The organism is [Clostridium] colinum (assembly GCF_940677205.1).
Classification (GTDB): domain Bacteria; phylum Bacillota; class Clostridia; order Lachnospirales; family CAG-274; genus Tyzzerella; species Tyzzerella colina.
In genome coordinates this window covers 985,491-1,005,351 of sequence record NZ_OW712331.1, presented here as the reverse complement: position 1 = coordinate 1,005,351, position 19,861 = coordinate 985,491, and the positions used below count along the sequence as shown (strand labels likewise).

16 protein-coding genes are annotated in these 19,861 nt (G+C 24.6%); 8 read left to right on the top strand and 8 right to left on the bottom strand.

Annotation, left to right across the window (positions count from 1 at the left end; translation table 11 throughout):
• The first annotated feature begins 8 nt into the window (after nucleotides 1-8).
• The 5 genes from NBW53_RS04925 to NBW53_RS04905 all read left to right on the top strand — a co-directional run bounded on the left by NBW53_RS04925 (nucleotide 9) and on the right by NBW53_RS04905 (nucleotide 4,434).
• Nucleotides 9-1,037 carry a ribonucleotide-diphosphate reductase subunit beta gene (locus NBW53_RS04925; RefSeq protein ID WP_250278970.1) on the top strand — a complete coding sequence of 343 codons (1,029 nt, stop codon included), beginning with the start codon at nucleotides 9-11 and terminating at the stop codon, nucleotides 1,035-1,037.
• Between the two features lie 103 nt (nucleotides 1,038-1,140).
• Nucleotides 1,141-2,178, top strand: a complete 1,038-nt coding sequence (gene tsaD, locus NBW53_RS04920) for a tRNA (adenosine(37)-N6)-threonylcarbamoyltransferase complex transferase subunit TsaD (protein ID WP_250278969.1) — start codon at nucleotides 1,141-1,143, stop codon at nucleotides 2,176-2,178.
• A gap of 12 nt (nucleotides 2,179-2,190) precedes the next feature.
• Entirely contained in the window at nucleotides 2,191-2,502 is a 312-nt protein-coding gene (locus tag NBW53_RS04915) for a thioredoxin family protein (protein WP_250278968.1), read from the top strand.
• Between the two features lie 11 nt (nucleotides 2,503-2,513).
• Complete coding sequence (locus NBW53_RS04910) at nucleotides 2,514-3,809, top strand: redoxin domain-containing protein (RefSeq protein WP_250278967.1); 1,296 nt, start codon at nucleotides 2,514-2,516, stop codon at nucleotides 3,807-3,809.
• A 22-nt stretch (nucleotides 3,810-3,831) separates the two neighbouring features.
• The gene (locus NBW53_RS04905; RefSeq protein WP_250278966.1) at nucleotides 3,832-4,434 is read left to right on the top strand and encodes a thymidine kinase; all 603 of its coding nucleotides are present in this window, start codon (nucleotides 3,832-3,834) and stop codon (nucleotides 4,432-4,434) included.
• Nucleotides 4,435-4,519: 85 nt separating this feature from the next.
• Here the strand turns inward: NBW53_RS04905 and NBW53_RS04900 are convergent, their stop codons facing one another.
• A complete protein-coding gene (locus NBW53_RS04900; protein ID WP_250278965.1) occupies nucleotides 4,520-4,675 on the bottom strand; it encodes a hypothetical protein in 156 nt (51 codons plus the stop codon).
• Nucleotides 4,676-5,060: 385 nt separating this feature from the next.
• Between NBW53_RS04900 and NBW53_RS04895 the strand changes: the two genes are divergently transcribed.
• The 3 genes from NBW53_RS04895 to ligA all read left to right on the top strand — a co-directional run bounded on the left by NBW53_RS04895 (nucleotide 5,061) and on the right by ligA (nucleotide 8,490).
• On the top strand, nucleotides 5,061-6,005 hold the full coding sequence (locus tag NBW53_RS04895; RefSeq protein ID WP_250279007.1) for a S8 family peptidase: 945 nt from the start codon (nucleotides 5,061-5,063) through the stop codon (nucleotides 6,003-6,005).
• Nucleotides 5,992-6,471, top strand: coding sequence for a hypothetical protein (locus tag NBW53_RS04890; protein ID WP_250278964.1), 480 nt, complete (start codon nucleotides 5,992-5,994; stop codon nucleotides 6,469-6,471). Before NBW53_RS04895 ends, NBW53_RS04890 begins: the two co-directional genes overlap by 14 nt.
• Nucleotides 6,472-6,552: 81 nt before the next feature.
• On the top strand, nucleotides 6,553-8,490 hold the full coding sequence (ligA, locus tag NBW53_RS04885) for an NAD-dependent DNA ligase LigA (protein ID WP_250278963.1): 1,938 nt from the start codon (nucleotides 6,553-6,555) through the stop codon (nucleotides 8,488-8,490).
• A gap of 355 nt (nucleotides 8,491-8,845) precedes the next feature.
• Here the strand turns inward: ligA and uidA are convergent, their stop codons facing one another.
• The 7 genes from uidA to hydG all read right to left on the bottom strand — a co-directional run bounded on the left by uidA (nucleotide 8,846) and on the right by hydG (nucleotide 18,911).
• Nucleotides 8,846-10,645 (bottom strand): beta-glucuronidase, encoded by a 1,800-nt coding sequence (gene uidA, locus NBW53_RS04880; RefSeq protein ID WP_250278962.1) that lies wholly within the window; start codon nucleotides 10,643-10,645, stop codon nucleotides 8,846-8,848.
• Nucleotides 10,646-10,685: 40 nt separating this feature from the next.
• Nucleotides 10,686-11,531 carry an HAD family hydrolase gene (locus NBW53_RS04875; protein ID WP_250278961.1) on the bottom strand — a complete coding sequence of 282 codons (846 nt, stop codon included), beginning with the start codon at nucleotides 11,529-11,531 and terminating at the stop codon, nucleotides 10,686-10,688.
• A gap of 15 nt (nucleotides 11,532-11,546) precedes the next feature.
• A complete protein-coding gene (locus NBW53_RS04870) occupies nucleotides 11,547-13,319 on the bottom strand; it encodes a glycoside hydrolase family 3 protein (RefSeq protein ID WP_330651644.1) in 1,773 nt (590 codons plus the stop codon).
• A gap of 30 nt (nucleotides 13,320-13,349) precedes the next feature.
• Complete coding sequence (locus NBW53_RS04865) at nucleotides 13,350-14,741, bottom strand: MFS transporter (protein ID WP_250278960.1); 1,392 nt, start codon at nucleotides 14,739-14,741, stop codon at nucleotides 13,350-13,352.
• A 442-nt stretch (nucleotides 14,742-15,183) separates the two neighbouring features.
• On the bottom strand, nucleotides 15,184-16,284 hold the full coding sequence (hydE, locus tag NBW53_RS04860; RefSeq protein ID WP_250278959.1) for a [FeFe] hydrogenase H-cluster radical SAM maturase HydE: 1,101 nt from the start codon (nucleotides 16,282-16,284) through the stop codon (nucleotides 15,184-15,186).
• 13 nt (nucleotides 16,285-16,297) lie between these two features.
• Complete coding sequence (gene hydF, locus NBW53_RS04855) at nucleotides 16,298-17,527, bottom strand: [FeFe] hydrogenase H-cluster maturation GTPase HydF (RefSeq protein WP_250278958.1); 1,230 nt, start codon at nucleotides 17,525-17,527, stop codon at nucleotides 16,298-16,300.
• Entirely contained in the window at nucleotides 17,499-18,911 is a 1,413-nt protein-coding gene (gene hydG / locus NBW53_RS04850) for a [FeFe] hydrogenase H-cluster radical SAM maturase HydG (RefSeq protein WP_250278957.1), read from the bottom strand. Before hydG ends, hydF begins: the two co-directional genes overlap by 29 nt.
• Nucleotides 18,912-19,861 lie beyond the last annotated feature (950 nt).

Below are 19,861 nucleotides of genomic sequence, written 5' to 3'. Positions count from 1 at the left end.
GGTAAACTATGATAAAAAAGAAAATATTTAATGCTGAAGGTGAAAGAGGTACTATAAGTATAATAAATGGCAATACTACAAACCTTAGAGAATGGAATAGGATAAAATATGATTGGGCAACAAATATGTATAGAACTATGCTAAATAATTTTTGGATACCAGAAGAAATAGCTTTAAATGAAGACGTAAAACAATTTCCTTATCTTACAGATGGTGAGAGAAATGCCTTTGATAAAATAATTTCATTTTTAAACTTTTTAGATTCTATACAAAGTGAAAACCTACCCAATTTATCTAGATATATAACTGCATCAGAGGTTTCATCTTTATTAAACATACAAACTTTTCAAGAAGAAATACACGCCCAAAGTTATTCTTACATATTAGATACAGTTACAAATCCTATAACTAGAGATAAAATATACGATATGTGGCGAGAAGATGAACATTTATTAAATAGAAATAAATTTATAGCTAGTATATATGAAAACTTTAATCAAAACCCTACACAAGAAAATTTTATAAGAGTTATTATGGCTAATTATATACTGGAAGGAATATATTTTTATTCTGGGTTTAGTTTTTTCTATACACTTGCTAGACAAGGTAAAATGACAGCTACAAGTACTATATTTAAGTATATAAATAGAGATGAAATAACTCATCTTGTTCTATTCCAAAATATAATTAAAGAAATAAAAACTGAAAACCCTCAAATATTTACAAAATATTTAGAAGAAGAACTTAGAAATATGATGAAAACAGGTGTAGAACACGAAATAGCTTGGGGACAATATGTAACTAATAATGAAATATTAGGATTAAACAACGATTTGATAGATAAGTATATAAAATATTTATCTAATTTAAGATTAAAAGCAATAGGCTTAACACCACTGTATAGTGATATAACACAAAACCCTATGTCTTGGATAGAAAGTTTTTCAAAAATAAACAATACAAAAACAGATTTTTTTGAAGCAAAAGTTATAAATTATACAAAAGCTGCTATTTTTGATTTTGATAGCTTAGAATAATAAATAAAAATTTAATATATTACTTTACTATGCTATATATTGATTTGTTTTATAATTATTGATATAATAAAACATAAATTAAATTTTATAGAAAGGGCATAGTATGGAAAATATAAAAAAAGATATAATTATTTTAGCTATTGAAAGTTCTTGTGATGAAACTTCTATTGCTATTGTAAAAAATGGCAGAGAAGTTTTATCTAATATTATATCTTCTCAAATAAATACACATAAAGTTTTTGGAGGAGTTGTTCCTGAAATAGCCTCTAGAAAACATATTGAAGTGATAGATATTGTATTAGATGAAGCACTAGAACAATCAAACAAAACACTTAATGATATAGATGCAATAGCTGTTACATATGGACCTGGGCTTGTTGGTGCTTTATTAGTTGGTGTAAGCTATGCAAAGTCTTTAGCATATACATTAAAAAAACCACTTATACCTGTACATCATATAGAAGGGCATATATATGCTAATTATATAGAATATAAAGAGTTAGAACCACCTTTTATAAGCCTTGTTATATCTGGTGGACATACTCATATTGTACTTGTAGAAGACTATGGAAAATTTAAAATTTTAGGAAAAACTAGAGATGATGCTTGTGGAGAAGCTTTTGACAAAGTAGCTAGAACAATAGGATTAAGCTATCCAGGAGGACCAGAAATAGACAAACTAGCAAAACAAGGAGATAGATATGCAATAGATTTACCACGTGTAATGATTGATACACATGATTATGACTTTAGCTTTAGTGGTTTAAAATCTTCTGTTTTAAACTTTGTAAATAAAAGTAATATGACTAATACTCCATTTAAAAAGGAAGATTTGGCTGCTTCTTTTCAACAAGCAATAACAGATATTTTAGTTTTTAAAGCTATAAAAGCCTGCAAAAATAATAATTTAAAAACATTAGCTTTAGCAGGAGGTGTTTCTGCAAATTCTTTTTTAAGAGAAACTATGCAAGAGGCTTGTGATAAAGAAGGAATTAAGCTTTGTATACCTAGCTTAAAATTATGTACTGATAATGCTGCTATGATAGGATGTGCTGGATATTTTGAATATTTAAAAGGTAACTTTGCCGATTTAGATTTAAATGCTTATCCAAATTTAAAATTAGATAATATAGAAAAATAGAAAGGAGTATATATGACAGTAGATATTGAATCAAATAATTATGATGAATATATAACTAATAACGAAGATTTAATAATTTTAGACTTTGGTGCCACACATTGTGCTCCTTGTAAAATTGTAAACAATATATTAGAAGAAATAGAAGCGGAAAATAAAAATATAACTGTTGGTAAAGTTAATATTGAACATAGCCCAAGTATAGCTATGAAATATGGTATAATGAGTGTACCTTCAATTGTAATTTTAAAAAATAATAAAATTATACATAAAATAAACGGTTTAAAAGATAAAGAATTTATACAAAATTTAATAAATAATATTTAGAAAGGTGAAGTATGTTTAATAATATAGATATTTCTAATCATATAAGTTTTATAATAGTTTTTTTTGAAGGGTTAATATCATTTTTATCTCCGTGTATTTTACCTTTAATTCCTTTGTATATATCTTACTTAGCTGGTAATACCCAAATTTTAGAAAATGGAACTCTTATGTATAAAAGAAAAAAAGTTTTTTTACATACCTTATTTTTTTCTTTAGGTATATGTTGTACATTTTTTTTATTAGGCATATCATTTACTGCTTTAGGTAGATTTTTTAGTAAATACCAAACATTATTTACAAGAATAGGTGGAATAATAATTATCTTATTAGGTCTTTTTCAACTAGGAATTTTTAATTTTAAATTTTTACAAAAAGAAAGAAAATTTAATTTTGATATAACTAAAAGAGAGGTAAATCCTTTAATAGCATTTATTATGGGCTTTACATTTAGCTTTGCGTGGACACCTTGTGTAGGACCAGCATTATCATCTGTGTTAATTTTAGCTTCTAGCTCAAAAAATTCATTAGTTGGTAATATATTAGTTTTAGTTTATTCATTAGGATTTGTTATTCCATTTTTAATATTAGGTTTATTTACAACTAAAGTTTTAAACTTTTTTAAAGAAAAACAAAAGTTTTTAAAATACACAGTAAAAATAAGTGGTTTTTTATTAATTTTAATAGGTATAATGACATTTACTGGATATATGAATAGTATATCTAGATATTTAGTTATAGATAATAATAAAAAACAAGAGGTACCACAAGAAAAGCAAGAAATTAAAGAAACAGAGACAACTACAGAAGATGTTAATCAAGCTGAAACTAAAGAAGAGATGAAAGAATTACCAGATTTGTTTGATTTTACACTAACAGACCAATATGGGAACACACACACATTATCTGATTATAAAGGAAAAGTTGTATTTCTTAATTTTTGGGCAACTTGGTGTAAACCTTGTTTGATAGAAATGCCTCATATAGAAGAAATTTATAAAGAATATGGGCTTAATAAAGAAGAGGTTATTATACTTGGAGTAGCAAATCCGTCATCTAAAGATTATCTACATAATAGTGATGTATCTAAAGAAGAAATTATAAAATTTATAGAAGAACAAGGATATACATTCCCTATAGTTTTTGACGAAACTGGACAAACTTTTAAAGACTATTTTATTAGATCTTTTCCTACTACATTTATGATTAATAAAGAAGGAAAAATATATGGCTATTTATCTGGGGCTATAACAAAAGATATTATGAAAAATATTATAGAAGAAACATTAAAAAGTACAGAAAACAAATAATAAATTAATAGGAGATAAATAAATGCCAAAATTATATTTTAAATATGGAACAATGGACGCTTCTAAATCGGCAGACCTTTTAATGACTGCTCATAAATATGAACAACAAGGAAAAAATATAATTTGTCTTAGGTCTAACTTAGATACAAGAACAGAAGAAGACTTTATAGAAAGTAGAGCTTTAACTTATAAACACAAATGTTTTTGTTTTGATAGAGATATGAACATATACAATTTTATAAATGAAAAAAATGAAAAAAAAATAAATTGTATATTAATTGATGAAGCACAGTTTTTAACTAAAGCTCAAGTTATTGAACTTACAGAAATTGTAGATTTTTTAAAAATTCCTGTTATATGTTATGGTTTAAAAAATAGCTATATAAAAGGGGAACTATTTGAAGGTTCAAAAGCATTATTATATTTTGCAGATAGCATACAAGAAGTAAAAAGTGTTTGTCATTTTTGTGATAAAAAAGCAACAATGAATTTAAGAATAAAAAATGGTAAACCTATTTTAGAATCTACTGGAAATACAGTTGTTATAGGTGATACTAAAGAAGGAGAAGATTATTTTATTTCTACTTGTAGAAAACATTATTTTAACCCATTTAAAGATATTTAAAAATTTATATTGTCAATAAAGTAAATTTTTTATTTTATATTTACTTTATTGACAATAACTTTGTATAACTTTTTTATTTTATTAATTATTTAGCTTCGCAAATACCACAACCATTGCCTTGCATCATAAAAATTAATAATAATAAAATAAGCATACTGCTATCTCCACCAAAACCACAATCACCTTGCATCATCATTAATAAAAATATAATTATGATAAAGTTATTACCTCCAAAATTCATAATTATTACCTCCAAAAAAATTATATTTTAATTATATGTATTAGTTTTAGTAAAAATTACATTTTTTTGAAAAAAATTATTTAAACAAGCCTAAAAATGTTGTACAAGATTATTTTTTGTAAAAATTAATAACATTTTTCTTATTTTAGCATAGACTAAATTAAGAATTATTAGAAAGGCTTGTAATATGAGTAATGTAGAATTAATAGTTGAAAGTAATTTATCATTTGAAGAAGAAAATATATTAAAGTCTATAGCTAATATAAAATATAAAATACCTTTAATTAATTCGATTGTTATAGAGATAGAAGAACAAAATATAGAAAAACTAAAAGATTTAAAATGTTTAAAAACTGTTTTTCAAAATGCTCATATAACTATGCAGATGAATACTGCTAGAAAAACTGTAAATGCAGATATTATTCAAGAAAAGGGATATACAGGAAAGGGAATAGGAATAGCTATATTAGATACTGGTATTTCTCCTATAAATGATTTTTTATATCCTAAAAATAGAATAATAGCATTTAAAGATTTTATTAATAACAAAACAAAACCTTATGATGATAATGGACATGGAACACATGTGGCAGGTATAGCAGGTAGTAACGGGATAAATTCTAATGGAAAATATAGAGGAATAGCACCAGACTGTAATCTCATAGGTGTAAAAGTACTAAATAACGAAGGTAAGGGGAATGCATCAGATGTTTTAGCCGGTTTACAATGGATTATAGATAATAAAGAAAAATATAATATAAAAATTGCTAATTTATCTATTGGTACAAATAATACATCATCTAATGACCCTTTAGTAAAAGCTGTTGAAAAAATATGGGATAGTGGAATTATTGTTACAATAGCTGCAGGTAATGATGGACCTAAAAAATATAGTATTAGTTCACCTGCTATAAGCAAAAAAGTTATAACTATTGGTGCTTCAGACGATAATATAACAGCTAATGTATGGGGAAATCATCTTATAAATTTTTCTGGACGTGGACCAACTTTAGAATGTGTTATAAAACCCGATGTTTTAGCTCCAGGTGTTAATATTGTATCTTGTTTGTCTAATAATGTGTCAAAACAGTCTAATGAAGTTATAGAAAAAAATTATTTTTCTTTAAGTGGCACATCTATGTCTACGCCTATAGTTTCTGGAGCAATAGCATTATTATTAGAAAAATATAATAATTTACAACCAGACGATGTAAAACTTATGTTAAAAAAATGTTGTAAAAATTTATATTTACCAAAAAACCAACAAGGTTGGGGTCTAATAGATGTTTATAAATTATTATCTCAGGAGGTTTGTTATGCAAGAAAATAATGTAATCTATGAAATCGCACAAAAAATACAAGATAAACAAGTAGTAGAAAATGATATAAAAGAAGCCTTTAATTTAGTTACAAATTTATTTAAAACAAAATATATAGATAAAATAAATTTAGAATTAAAAAATAATGTTGATAATATCAAAAATAATCCTACTAAAGAGATTAATTTATTAAATGCTATTAAACCTTTTGTAATAAAAGAAAATCATAAAAATATAGATAATGCTATAAATTTAATAACAAATATATCTGCTTTAAATAGTATGATACCTAGAAATATAGAAAAAAATATTAATAATGAAGTTATAAAAGTTAATTCTTTAAATATAGACCCTTCTGTTAAAGAAGATGGCGTTTATGATATAGATGAAAATTGTTTATTTTTTGTAAATAATAGTTTTAATATTTCTAATAATTTAATAATTATTGTTTTAATATTATTGTTATTTAAAATGTAAATAAAGTAAAAATTTTAGTTAATTATTTTTTATATTTGTGATATTATAAATATTAGTTATTTATAAACAAAGGAGAAAAAAATGATAGAAAAAATAAAAGAACTTGTTAATACACTTAATAAAGCAAGAAAAGCATATTATCAAGAAAGTTATGAAATAATGTCCGATTTTGAGTATGATAAGCTATATGATGAGCTAGAAGAACTTGAAAAAAAGACAGGTATAGTGTTATCTAATAGTCCTACACAAAATGTTGGGTATGTAGTTTTAAGTGAATTAAAAAAAGTTAAACATAATAAGAAAATGTTATCTTTAGATAAGACAAAAGAAATATCTAAAATAGAAGATTTTTTAGACACAAAAGAAGGGTTATTATCCTTTAAAATGGATGGACTTACAATAGTTTTAACTTATGTAGATGGTAATCTTGTTAGTGCTGTTACAAGAGGAAATGGTGAAATAGGGGAAGATATTACTCATAATTGTAAAGTTTTTAAAAATATTCCTTTAAAAATTCCTTTTAAAGAGGAGCTTATTATACGTGGAGAAGCTTTAATATCTTTTAAAGATTTTGAAAATATAAATGAAAATTTAGATATAACAGAAAAATATAAAAATCCAAGAAATTTATGTAGTGGAACAGTAAGACAACTTAATAATGAAATTACAAAAGATAGAAATGTAAGCTTTTTAGCTTTTTCTTTAGTAAAATGTGATAAAGAATTTAATTTAAAATCAGAGCAACTAGATTTTTTATTATCATTAGGATTTGAAACAGTAGAATATGCTTTAGTTGATAAAAATAATGTTAAAAATACAATATTAAATTTTGAAAATAAAGTAAAATCAAATAAATTCGCAACAGATGGTCTTGTAATAACATTTAATGATATATCTTATAGCGATAGTTTAGGTGAAACTTCTAAATTTCCTAAAGATTCTATTGCTTTTAAATGGGCAGATGATTTAGCAAGAACAACATTATTAGATGTAGAATGGAATACTTCACGAACTGGACTTATTAATCCTGTTGCTATATTTGAACCAGTAGAATTAGAAGGAACTACAGTTAATAGGGCTAGTCTTCATAATATAAGCATTATAAAAAATTTAAAATTAGGCATTGGAGATATAATAAAAGTTTATAAAGCAAATATGATTATACCACAAATAGCAGAAAACGAAACAAAAAGTGATACCTTAAAAATACCTGAAAAATGTAATGCTTGTGAAGGTAAAGCAGAAGTTGTAAAAATAAGAGATGGATTAGCTTTAAAATGTAGCAATCCTAAATGTATTGCGAAAATAATTAACTCAATAGTACATTATGTATCTAGAGATGCTATGAACATTACAGATTTTTCTAAAGCAACTATTGAAAAATTTATTAATTGTGGATTTATAACAGATTTTACAGATATATATAATTTAGAAAAATATAAAGATGATATAATTAATATGCAAGGTTTTGGTGAAAAATCTTATACAAATCTTATAAATGCTATTGAAAATTCTAAAAATACGACGCTTCCTAGTTTTATATATTCTTTAGGTATAGAACATATAGGTCTTAGTAATGCAAAGCTTTTATGTAAACATTTTAATTATAATTTTGATAAAATAAAAAATAGCTCAATAGATGAAATTACATTAATAGATGGATTTGGAGATATTATGGCAAATTCTTTAGTTAATTATTTTTCAAATAAAGATAATATAGAGCTTGTAAATAAAGTATTTCCTTTATTAAATATAAATGATAATATATCTTTACAAGAGTACAATTTAGATATAAAAGATAAAATATTTGTAATAACTGGAGATTTAAATAATTTTAAAAATAGAAAAGAATTGCAAGAAAAAATAGAATATTTAGGCGGAAAAGTTACTAATAGCGTAACAAAGAAAACAAATTATCTTATTAATAATGATAAAGAATCTAGTTCATCTAAAAATAAAAAAGCTAAAGAACTAAATATAAAAATATTATCTGAAGAAGAGTTTTTGAAAATGTTATAATTTATTTAAGATAAATAAATAAAATTTATTTTTTATTATTTTTAAATTGTACATTATTATAAATTAGTAAACAAATAATAATGTACAATTACTTATATAAATACAAATATATAAATAATAACTAATATAATAGTAAAATTTTATAATATAAATACAACTATTCGTTAAAGTTTCATTTAACGAATAGTTGTAAGGATACCCTTTTTCTTTTAATTATGTTACTTTACTATATATAAGTATTATTTATATTACTCTATTTTTATTTTTTTATATAAATAATATTATAATTAAAAATAAAGCTAATAATTACAAATATTAATTGTTAATACTAGCTTTATTTTTACATCAAATATATTTAATTTTTATATCCAAATTGTGGTATATTATTCCATCTTTCACGGAAATAATGTGCTACCATTTTTGGTTTTCTATCTCTTGTAAATATACCTTTTTTATTTCCTTGTACTCTTAATATGCCTTGACTTGTTGCAAAATCTGCAAAATTCCAAACTTGTTCACCTACAAAATTTTTACATTTATCAATTACTTCGTGATTCGCTTTATAATAATCAATTTGATATTCTTCGGTAAACATAACAGGAATAGTATCGTGTAAACCAGCTACAGTATCTGCACCATATTCTGTAAACATTATTGGTTTATTAGGACATCTTTTTACCCAACCTTCTAATTCATCTTTTAACATTTTTTTAGCATCTTCCAATTCTCCACCAGCTATATACCAACCATAGTATCTATTAAGGCATAATACATCTACTATATCTCCTACTTTACATACATCTGGAGTAGATTTTAAATATGTAACAATAGTTACAGGTCTTTTTTGTGGGTCTAATTGTTTAGTTAAATTAACTAATGGTTCAAAATATTCTTTAGCCCCTTCAGAGTCTGAATCGGGCTCATTAGCAATAGACCACATTACAACACAAGGATGATTTTTATCTCTTAATATTAATTCTTTTAATGCTTGTTCGTGTGCTTCTTTTGTTTTAAGTTCTTCCCAAGTATTTCTTTTTCTTTGTTCACCTAAAGACAAAGTTGCCATAAAGTTTAAATGTAAACCAACTGCAGCAGTTTCATTAATAACAACTATACCTTCTCTATCTGCAAGTCTCATCATTTCTTCAGAATACGGATAATGAGAAGTTCTAAAAGAATTAGCTCCTATCCATTTCATTAAACTAAAGTCTTTAACATTAATTGCCTCATTTATACCTCTACCATTAATATGTGCATCTTCGTGTTTTCCAAAACCTTTAAAATAGAATGGTTTATTATTAATTAAGAATTTGCCATCTTTTACTTCTACTGTTCTTACACCAAATTCTTCTGTATAAGTATCTAATAATATATCATCTTTAAATAGCTCTACTTTCATTTTATATAGGTAAGCATTTAAAGGTTCCCATAACTTAACATTTTTTATCTCAAATTTACCTTTTATACAATTTAATGTTTCTAAGACATTATTATCTTCATCTATTATACTAACTTTAATATTTGTATTTTCATTTACTTTCACTTCGTAATCAATATAACCTATATTATCTTTATAATTTGTAACAATTTCAATATCTTCTATATAATTTTTAGGTGTTGTATATATTTTTACGGGTCTATGTATACCAGCATAGTTAAAAAAGTCAAAGTTTACATAATTTTTTATAATTTCTTTACCATCTTTTTGTACTTTTTTTATTATACCAACTGGTAAAGTAGATTCATCTACTATATTATTAACTGCAACTATTAATCTATTTTCACCTTCAAGCAAATTATTATTTATTTCTATCTCAAAAGGTGTATATCCCCCTTTATGTTCAACTATAAATTCTCCGTTTAAATATACTTTAGCTTCGTGTGTTGCAGAGCTAAATCTTAAAACTATTCTTTCATTTTTTAATATTTTTGGTACAACAAATGTTCTTTCATACCAAACCCACCCAATATGATTTTTAATTTCTGGACATTCTATTAAATCATTATATGATGAAGGAACAGCCATATTTATGGTATTTTCTAGAGGTTTTTTATACCATTTTTCCAAAAATCCATTGCCTTTATCAATTTTAAAACTCCAAACACCATTTAATTCTATAATATTTCTTGTTTCTGTAATTATTGGATATAACATATAATATTTCACTCCTAAATTTTATTTGTAATTATAATAATTAATTATTATTAAAATTATCTTCAAATTCTTTTATAATTTTATCTTCATACTTTGATGTATATAGGTTATTAGTAAATTTATATAAAATTTCTTCTTTAAATCTTTCCCAAGAAAATATTTCTTTTTTAACCATTATTGGATAAAATAATATATTATTTTTTTTAGCAGCATCAAAATCTCCTTTTGAATCACCAATCATAAGGACATTTTTAGAATCATATCCTTTTTCTAAAAGCTTACTTATACAAAATGATTTTGTACCTATGTTTTGTGTTAATATTAAATCTGTATACTCTATAAGTTTGTTATATTTCCATTCATCTAATACTGCTTTTTCATTAGCTGAAGATACTATAACTATATCTGCCAATTTATGAGCTTTTTCTAATGCTTCTTTTACACCTTTAAAACTTAACTTTTCATCATCTGTTAATAATTCTATACACCTATTAACATCTTTTGACCAATTTAAAGCCTTTTTTAAACACATAGTCCCCTTTTTTTCTATTTCTTTAATTAAAGATTGGTTAGAAAGTTCATTAGTATTTTTAACCCAGTTTAATAAATCATCTAACTCTTCTATTTTAACGTACTTTTGATTAATTTCTTCAAGTGCAATAGCAAGTCCTTTAAATCTATTTATACCTCTAGTTAGTGTATATAAATTAACATTGTTCCATTTTTCTAAAATATCTTTTTCCCATATTTGAAGATTCCACTCTTTTACCATACAAGGTCCAAAACATTTTATATGTTTAATATCCATTGTATTTATTGCACAACCATCTGAGTCTATGCAAATTAAAAAATTTTTTTCTTTATTAAATTCATTTAAATTTTTCACTTTATATCCTCCCAATTAATATCTAGTATCTTCTAATCCACAAAAAGCATCAACTGGGCTTATTCCTTTAAATTCAGATTTTCCTAACATTTTATCAACTAATATTTTAATTGTATCTTCCCTATTATCATAAGCGTTTATATACGTTTTAACTTGAGGTACATCTGCTAAATGGAATGGACAATTTACAGATATAAATATTGTTGGTACTTCATTTACATAAAAAGGAATATCTGGAGTACCTTTACTTGCAGGCCATAATATACGTTGGTCAGTATTAGGATTAATATTTGCTATATTTATTATTAAATCATAATTATTTGTTAAATCTGATATTGGACGTTTTGCGGCATATATATTGCCAAGTGCTACTCTCATTTCTTCTGGTGGAAGATTTTCTATTTTTTTCATAGGAGATTCATATATAGTAACTTCAAATCCCTCTTCTTCTAAAAATTCTTTTGTCATTTCAATAGCAGATTTTTTCTTACCACCCATTAGTTCAATAAATTTACCAAACCCACCTTCAAATCCTTTTATTTCAACAAGTAAAACTCTTTTTTGTTTTGTAGAAGATATAGGAAATATATTTTCATTATTTTTTACTAAAGTTATAGCTTTATCAGAAATTTCTTTTGCTATTTCTTTATTTTCTTTAATACCTATTTTAGACAGAGCAATATCTTTTTTTGGTAATATCTCTGTTTTAGCTTTTTTATGTAATCCTAATGTAGCTTTCATACCTAATATACGCATTAAAGCTTCTTCAAGTCTTTCATCTGTTATAATACCATTTTTATATCCTTCCATCATCCAATTAAAATCTTCATCTGGGTCATTAAAGAATAAAAATAAATCACTACCTGCTGCTATTGCTGTTGGTAGCATTTCACTACGTTTCATAGCAGAAGTCATTGCAACCATATGGCTTGCATCTGTTACAACTAAACCATTAAAGCCCATTTCTTTTCTTAATAAGTCTGTTAAAATATATTTATTTAAAGTAGCTGGTAATATTAATTCTTGTATTGTAGCATCTGGTTTAAAATGACGCACATAATTTGGTAATGAAATATGCCCGGCCATTATAGATGGAAGACCAGCCTCAAATAAACCTCTATATACTTTGCCAAAAGTTGCTTCCCATTCTTCAACAGATAAAGAATTTGGTGCAAAAGATAAATGTTGGTCTCTTTCATCTATACCATCACCAGGAAAATGTTTTGCAGCGGGTGCTATTCCACTTTCCATAATTCCTCTCATATACTCTAAAGAATATTCTAACACTTTATCAGCATTATTTCCAAAAGTACGACTAGATATAATAGGATTTCTCCAATTTACATCTATATCAACAATTGGAGCAAAACTCCAGTTACAACCAATAGCCGAAGCTTCTATACCAGAAATACGTCCCAATTCATATGCAAATTTTTTATCATTTGTAGCCCCTATTTTTGTTTCAGTTCCTACATATGTTCCATCTACACAAGCACCATTACCCCCGCTTTCGGTATTTGCAGCTATTAAAAGTGGTATTTTACTATTTTCTTGTAAAATTTTATTTTGTTCATAAACTTCTTCTGCTGTGCCAGGATTATAACGAACACCACCTATATGATACTTATTTATAACATCCTTTAAATACTGTTCATCTCTACTTTCACCCATATTAATAAATAATTGTCCAATTTTTTCCTCTATCGTCATATTAGATATAGTGTCTTTTACCCATTTTATATCTTCATCATTAAGGTTATAAGGTTTTGCTTTTAAATCTACTATCATAATTAAAATCCTCCATTTTTAAATATTTTTTTAGTTATGTTGTCTTCTTATTTCTAGTTCTTTTGTAATTTGATTTATTTTTTTCTTAGAAAGATTATATACAAAAATTAAAATTAAAGTTGTAGCTAAAAGACATAAAGCTGGTATACCTGTTGCAAGTGCTTTAATACCTGTAGCAACATCTTCTGTTTGAGTTGTTGAGCCAGACTGATAACCTAAAATGCCTAATGCAAATCCGGCAAATCCACCAGATATAGCTTGTGCTAATTTTCTTGCTAAAGAATAAGAAGAATAAACTGTGCCTTCATTTCTTTCTCCAGTAATATATTCTTGATAATCAATAGTATCACTTACTAATGCCCAAGTTACAGCACTCATTAACCCTTGGCCTAAACCATTAATAAACATTAGTATGATATATGTATTTACATTTAAGTTTGGTATAAAAAATACTAGAGCATAAATAATAGTCGACCACATACAACTAAATACAGCTGTTTCTTTTTTTCCTAGTTTGCTAATTATTTTAGTAGCAAAAGGTATTACTAAAAATGAGGATATTAAAGCACTAAGACCGCCTATAGAAATAAGGCTTGGGGCTTTAAAATAGTCTTTAAAAAGATATGCTGTTAAGCCTTGTGTTGTTAAAAGACCTGCCATTTGTGCAAATGATGCTAAAGCTATACCTAAAAAAGCTCTATTTTTAAATAATTTTAATATAGATTTTAAAAAACTATCATTATTTTTTGTAAGTTTATTATGTACTATTCTTTCTCTAGTAAATCTAAATGTAATAATAAAAGATATGCTTGATATTATAGCTAATATTATAGCACATTTTAAAAATCCAACAGCTGTAATTTCACCATCTATATTAAAAACTAATTTAGGGACTAAAAATACTATTATTATTTGAGCCAAAAGACCTCCTAGATTTCTAAATACTGATAAAGCTGCTCTTTCATTTGGGTCTTTACTCATAACAGATGATAATGAACCATAAGGGATATTAACAGCTGTATATAACATACCAAATAAAATATAAGTTATATATGCATATGGTAATGTTAAATTTTCAGGTAAAATAGGAATAGCTGTAAAAGTTAATATACCTACCAAAACCATTGGTATACCAAATCTAACAATATATGGTTTAAATTTACCATATTTTGAAACTTTAACTCTATCACATATAGTCCCCATTATAGGGTCATTTATAGCATCCCAAATTCTTGCTACTAAAAATAAAGTACCAACTGCTGTTGCGCTTATGCCTAATATATCTGTATAAAATAACATTAAATAACTAGATACAAACATAAAAAATGCACCACAGCCTAAATCTCCAAATGCATATCCTATTTTGTCTCCTATATTAAATGGCTTAACTTCTTCTTTTTTACTGATTAAATCAAGAATCATAAATAATCCCTCCCTAAAAATTATTATTATCTCTTAAAATATTTTTTAGATTTTTTATTATCACCTCTTAAAAATAATATAAAATTTATAAATAACATAATAATTAGAGTAATAAAAATAACTTGTATACTAGTATATTGGTATACTAGCATACAAGTTAAAAATATACAATAGATTTTTAAAAATATTTATTTTTTTCGGTTAAATATATAAATTTATATATATATTAATATACTATTTTGTAATATTATACTAAAGAAATTATTTGTGTAATTTTTTGTTGTTATATATTTAGTTAAATTCAAATTTTTATTTGGAAATTCTTTCTATATATAAATAACCATTTTTTAAAATAAAAACCTTATATAATAAAATATAATTGCTCTATAAATTATATTTTATCATATAAGGTATAATTAAAAATTTTATTATAAATTAATTATTAGATACTTTTTATTTTATTAAAAAAATGTTTTGAATCTCCAAATTCTCCAAACCCGACTTTTTCTCCAATACTCATAACTCTGCCCGTTAAACAACTTTTACATTTATTAGCATTATCTTCTATACAAGGTTTATTATCATATAATTGATATTTTTCTCTGTAATCTTCTAATGTTATAATAGGCATAAGAATATTAGCTCCAGCTTTTAATCCTTTTTCTCTACCCAAGCTGTCTAACGCTTGCAAAGCTGTTGTTGCAGCAATATTTACATCTTTTAAAAATATTCTTGTAACGGCAATCATTTTAAGGCCTAAAAGAAATCTATAGTTTTTGCTATCAACCGTATCAAGTTGTTTATCTAATACATATTTTCCTATTGGAGTATCTTTATGGACAATATAAGGACCCATACCTATCATATCTATATCCATATCTTTAAAAAATAAAATATCATCTGCTAAATCTTCAATTGTTTGGTTAGGCACTCCTATAAGTACCCCTGTCCCAACTTGATATCCTATTTTTTTTAAAGATTTTAAACAATCTACCCTTTTTTTAAAAGAATGTAAATTATTTTTAGGGTGAATATGATTATATAAATTTTCATTTGTAGTTTCTATTCTTAATAAATATCTGTGACCACCAGCTTCAAACCACTTTTTATATACATCTTCACTTTGTTCTCCCATACAAAGTGTTAAACCTAATTTGCCTTTTGACATTTCTTTTATATCCGAAATAACTTCTGTAACAAAATTAACAAAGTCTGTATCTGTTCTTTCACCCGATTGTAAAGTTATAGAACCATATTCATTATCTAAAGCCCATTTTGCCATTTTTAATATTTCTTCTTTATTCATAAAAAATCTATCTACTAGGCTATTACTTTTTCTAATTCCACAATAATTACAATCTTTTATACAATAATTAGAAAATTCTATAAGTCCTCTATAATGAGATATTTTACCAATGTATTTTTCTTTTATGGAATAAGCTTTATTAAAAAGTTTATTCATATCTTTTTCATCTTCTATAGACAATAATTTAATTAAATCATCTCTTGTAAGTTTATCTTTTTCTAGTATTTTTTCTATCAAAAAAACCATTCCTTTAAATATTTATTTTGTCTAATATACCACTTAAATAAGCAATAATAATACCATAATTAGTGGTAGGTATATTTTTACTTTTAGCCATATTTATTCTATTAAGAACATATTTTCTATTAAACATACACGCACCACATTGAATTATCAAATCATATTTTTCTAAATCATCTGGAAAATTATCTCCTGTTATTACAGTTATATTTATATTATTACCAAACCTTTTTTTTAACATATTTGGTATTTTTTCTCTTGCTATATCTCCATCTATTGCATTGTGTGTGCAAGCTTCCGCAATTATTATATTTGCATTTTCTTTTAAATTATCTAAAATTTTAACACTTTCTAAATAATAATTAATATCTCCTTTATAACCTGCAAATAAAACAGAAAATGAAGTCATTTTGCTATCTTTAGGTTTTTGCTCGTAAACCTCTTTAAAAATTTGAGAATCTGTTATTATAATGTCTGGTGATTTTGCCAAACTTTGTAATGCGTTAGATATGTCTTTTAAAGAAGTAGAAACAACTGTACACTTTTTATCTAATAACTCTCTTAAAACTTGTACTTGAGGTAAAATAAGCCTTCCTTTTGGAGCTTGTTTATCTTGAGGCATAACAAGTAAAACTAAGTCATTTTCTTTAACTAATTCTCCAGTTATTTCACGTTTATCATCATTTTCAAAATTATTTTTTATAGTGTAAATTAAATCATCAAATCCTATTTTTTCCTTACAACTTACAAGAATAGGATTAACTCCAAAATCGTTATATATTTTAGTTGCTAATATATCTACTTCTTTTATTAAATCTATTTTATTTAATATACATATAAATGGTATTTCTAATTTTTTAAACTTTTCAATCCATATGGCTTCAAACTCAAAATTATCTTCTGTAAATAATAAAATTGCTAAATCTGTTTTTAATAATGCTGTTTCTGTTTTTTTTAATCTTTCATTACCTAAACTAGTATTATCATCAAACCCTGCAGTATCAATTATTGTACAAGCCCCTAATCCTATTATTTCCATATTTTTATATACTGGGTCTGTTGTTGTTCCCTTTTGGTCTGATACTATAGATAATTCTTGATTTGTCAAAAAATTTATTAAAGAAGACTTTCCAGTATTAGTTTTTCCAAAAATAGCTATATGCTTTCTTTCTCCTTTTGGTACACTATTTAACATATACTCATCTCCTTTTTTAAAATCTAAAGTTTTGTTTACTATCATATTTTTTATTTAAATATTCTTTTGTTATACCTTTTACTTTTTCATTTGGTATATTTTCTACTTCTTTTTCAATTATTTTGCTTGCTAAATTTTTTACATTATAATCTCCATAATTTTCAGTATACTCTTTTAAGGTTAATAATGCATTAGGGTCACAACAATTAACTATTTGTCCAGATTTAGCTAATTTCATAAACCTATCTCCAGTTCTTCCTTCTTTATAACAAGCAGTACAAAAACTTGGTATATATCCTAATTTTAATAACCATTCAACTATTTCTTCTAAATTTCTCTCATCGGTTATAGAAAATTGCTCTGTTTTTTCTTCAGGTGCTATTGTATAGCCACCAACACTAGTTTTAGACCCACCGCTTATTTGAGAGACACCTATTTCTAAAGTTTCTTCTCTAACTTTTTGAGATTCTCTTGTAGAAACAATAATACCTGCATATGGCATAGATATTCTTAATACGGCAATTATTTTTTTAAATAATTCATCAGATATAGCATCGTTAAATTCTGAGCTATCTACATTATTACCATCTTTTATTCTTGGAACACTAACAGTATGTGGACCAACTCCCATACAAGCTTCTAAATGTTCAGCGTGCATTAAAAGCCCTACAAAGTCATATCTATACATATTTAAACCAAATAATACACCTATTCCAACATCATCAAGCCCTGCTTCCATTGCTCTATCCATAGCCTCTGTATGATAGTCATAATTATGCTTAGGACCAAATGGATGTAATTTTTCATAATTTTCTTTATTATATGTTTCTTGGAATAATATATATGTGCCTATCTCTGCCTCTTTTAACTTTTTATAATTTTCAACAGAAGTAGCTGCTATATTTACATTAACTCTTCTTATTACGCCATTTTTATGATTAACACTATAAATTGTTTTAATACTTTCTAAAACATAGTCTATAGAATTATTAACAGGGTCTTCACCTAATTCTATAGCTAATCTTTTATGCCCCATATCTTGTAAAGCCTTAACTTCTTGAATAATTTCTTCTTGCGTTAATTTTCTTCTTAAAATATCTTTATTTTTATGGTTATATGAGCAATATATACAACCATTAACACAATAATTTGAAAGATATATAGGAGCAAATAGAACTACTCTTTTTCCATAAATCTTATTTTTTATATATTTAGCTAAATTATAAATTTCATTGTTTATATCATCAAATTTACATTCTAATAATAAAAGAGCTTCTCTATGTTCCAATCCTTTTAAATTTTTAGCTTTTTCTAAAATATTACTAACTAATTCTTTATCATTTACTTTTTCTTCTACCCATTTAATAGTATCTAAAATTTCATTATGACTTATAAATTCTTGTGCCTTTTTTGAATATTTATTATACACAACCGTCCTCCTAAAATTTTTTATATTTATCATTATAATTATAATTATAATTACTAGTAATCTAATAGTCTATAAATATAATATACTAAATATTTTAATATATCAAGTATTTGCATAAAAATATTTAGTATTCCATTAATTTTAGTTAAAATTATTTATTATTCTTTAATTTTAAGAGACTTTTTGTTAATAGTTGTTGGTTAATTTTTTAAATTCATTGATATTAATTTAGCTAAAATTTATGTCCTAAAATATCTTTGTTTTATCTTAAATATCACTCAAATTACACTTAACCTCTATAATTTACTGTATATTCTCCTATATTTCTTTTTTCTCACTCTCTTTATTTAAAACATAATTTTTATTAATATATTTTTCTATACTTGGCATTAAGAGTCATTAAATTATTTGAAATTTTTAGTAGCTGTAGATATAGTACATCTACTATCACTTGAATTTACAATAAAACCATCATTTATTTAAAGTATATTTCTGTTAATTTATACTATATTTACTATAAATACGGGTTTAATAATTTTCTATATAATATTGAAATTGTCATGTAAAACTTCTTTTATTTTTAAAATAAAAGAATCTATATTTTGTGAATAATATAAATAAATTAATTTAAATAAACAAAATGTTAAAGTATATTTTTACTTTAATATTTTCTAAATACAAATATAAACTAAAAAATTTATTCTATTTAATATTAAGTCAATTAAAACTATAATTAAATTCATTATTATTCTTTTTGTATAACATCTTATTTCTATTTCATCTAGTGAGACACTAAGTGTATAATTATTCTAATAGATATTATGAGTAATATTGCTATTATTATTGGATTTATAATTAATTATAAAATATTTTATTTACATTTTTTCATTATTAAATTTTTTAATAGAATTATAAATATTTAATATTCCTATTCCATTTTAATAACTTAT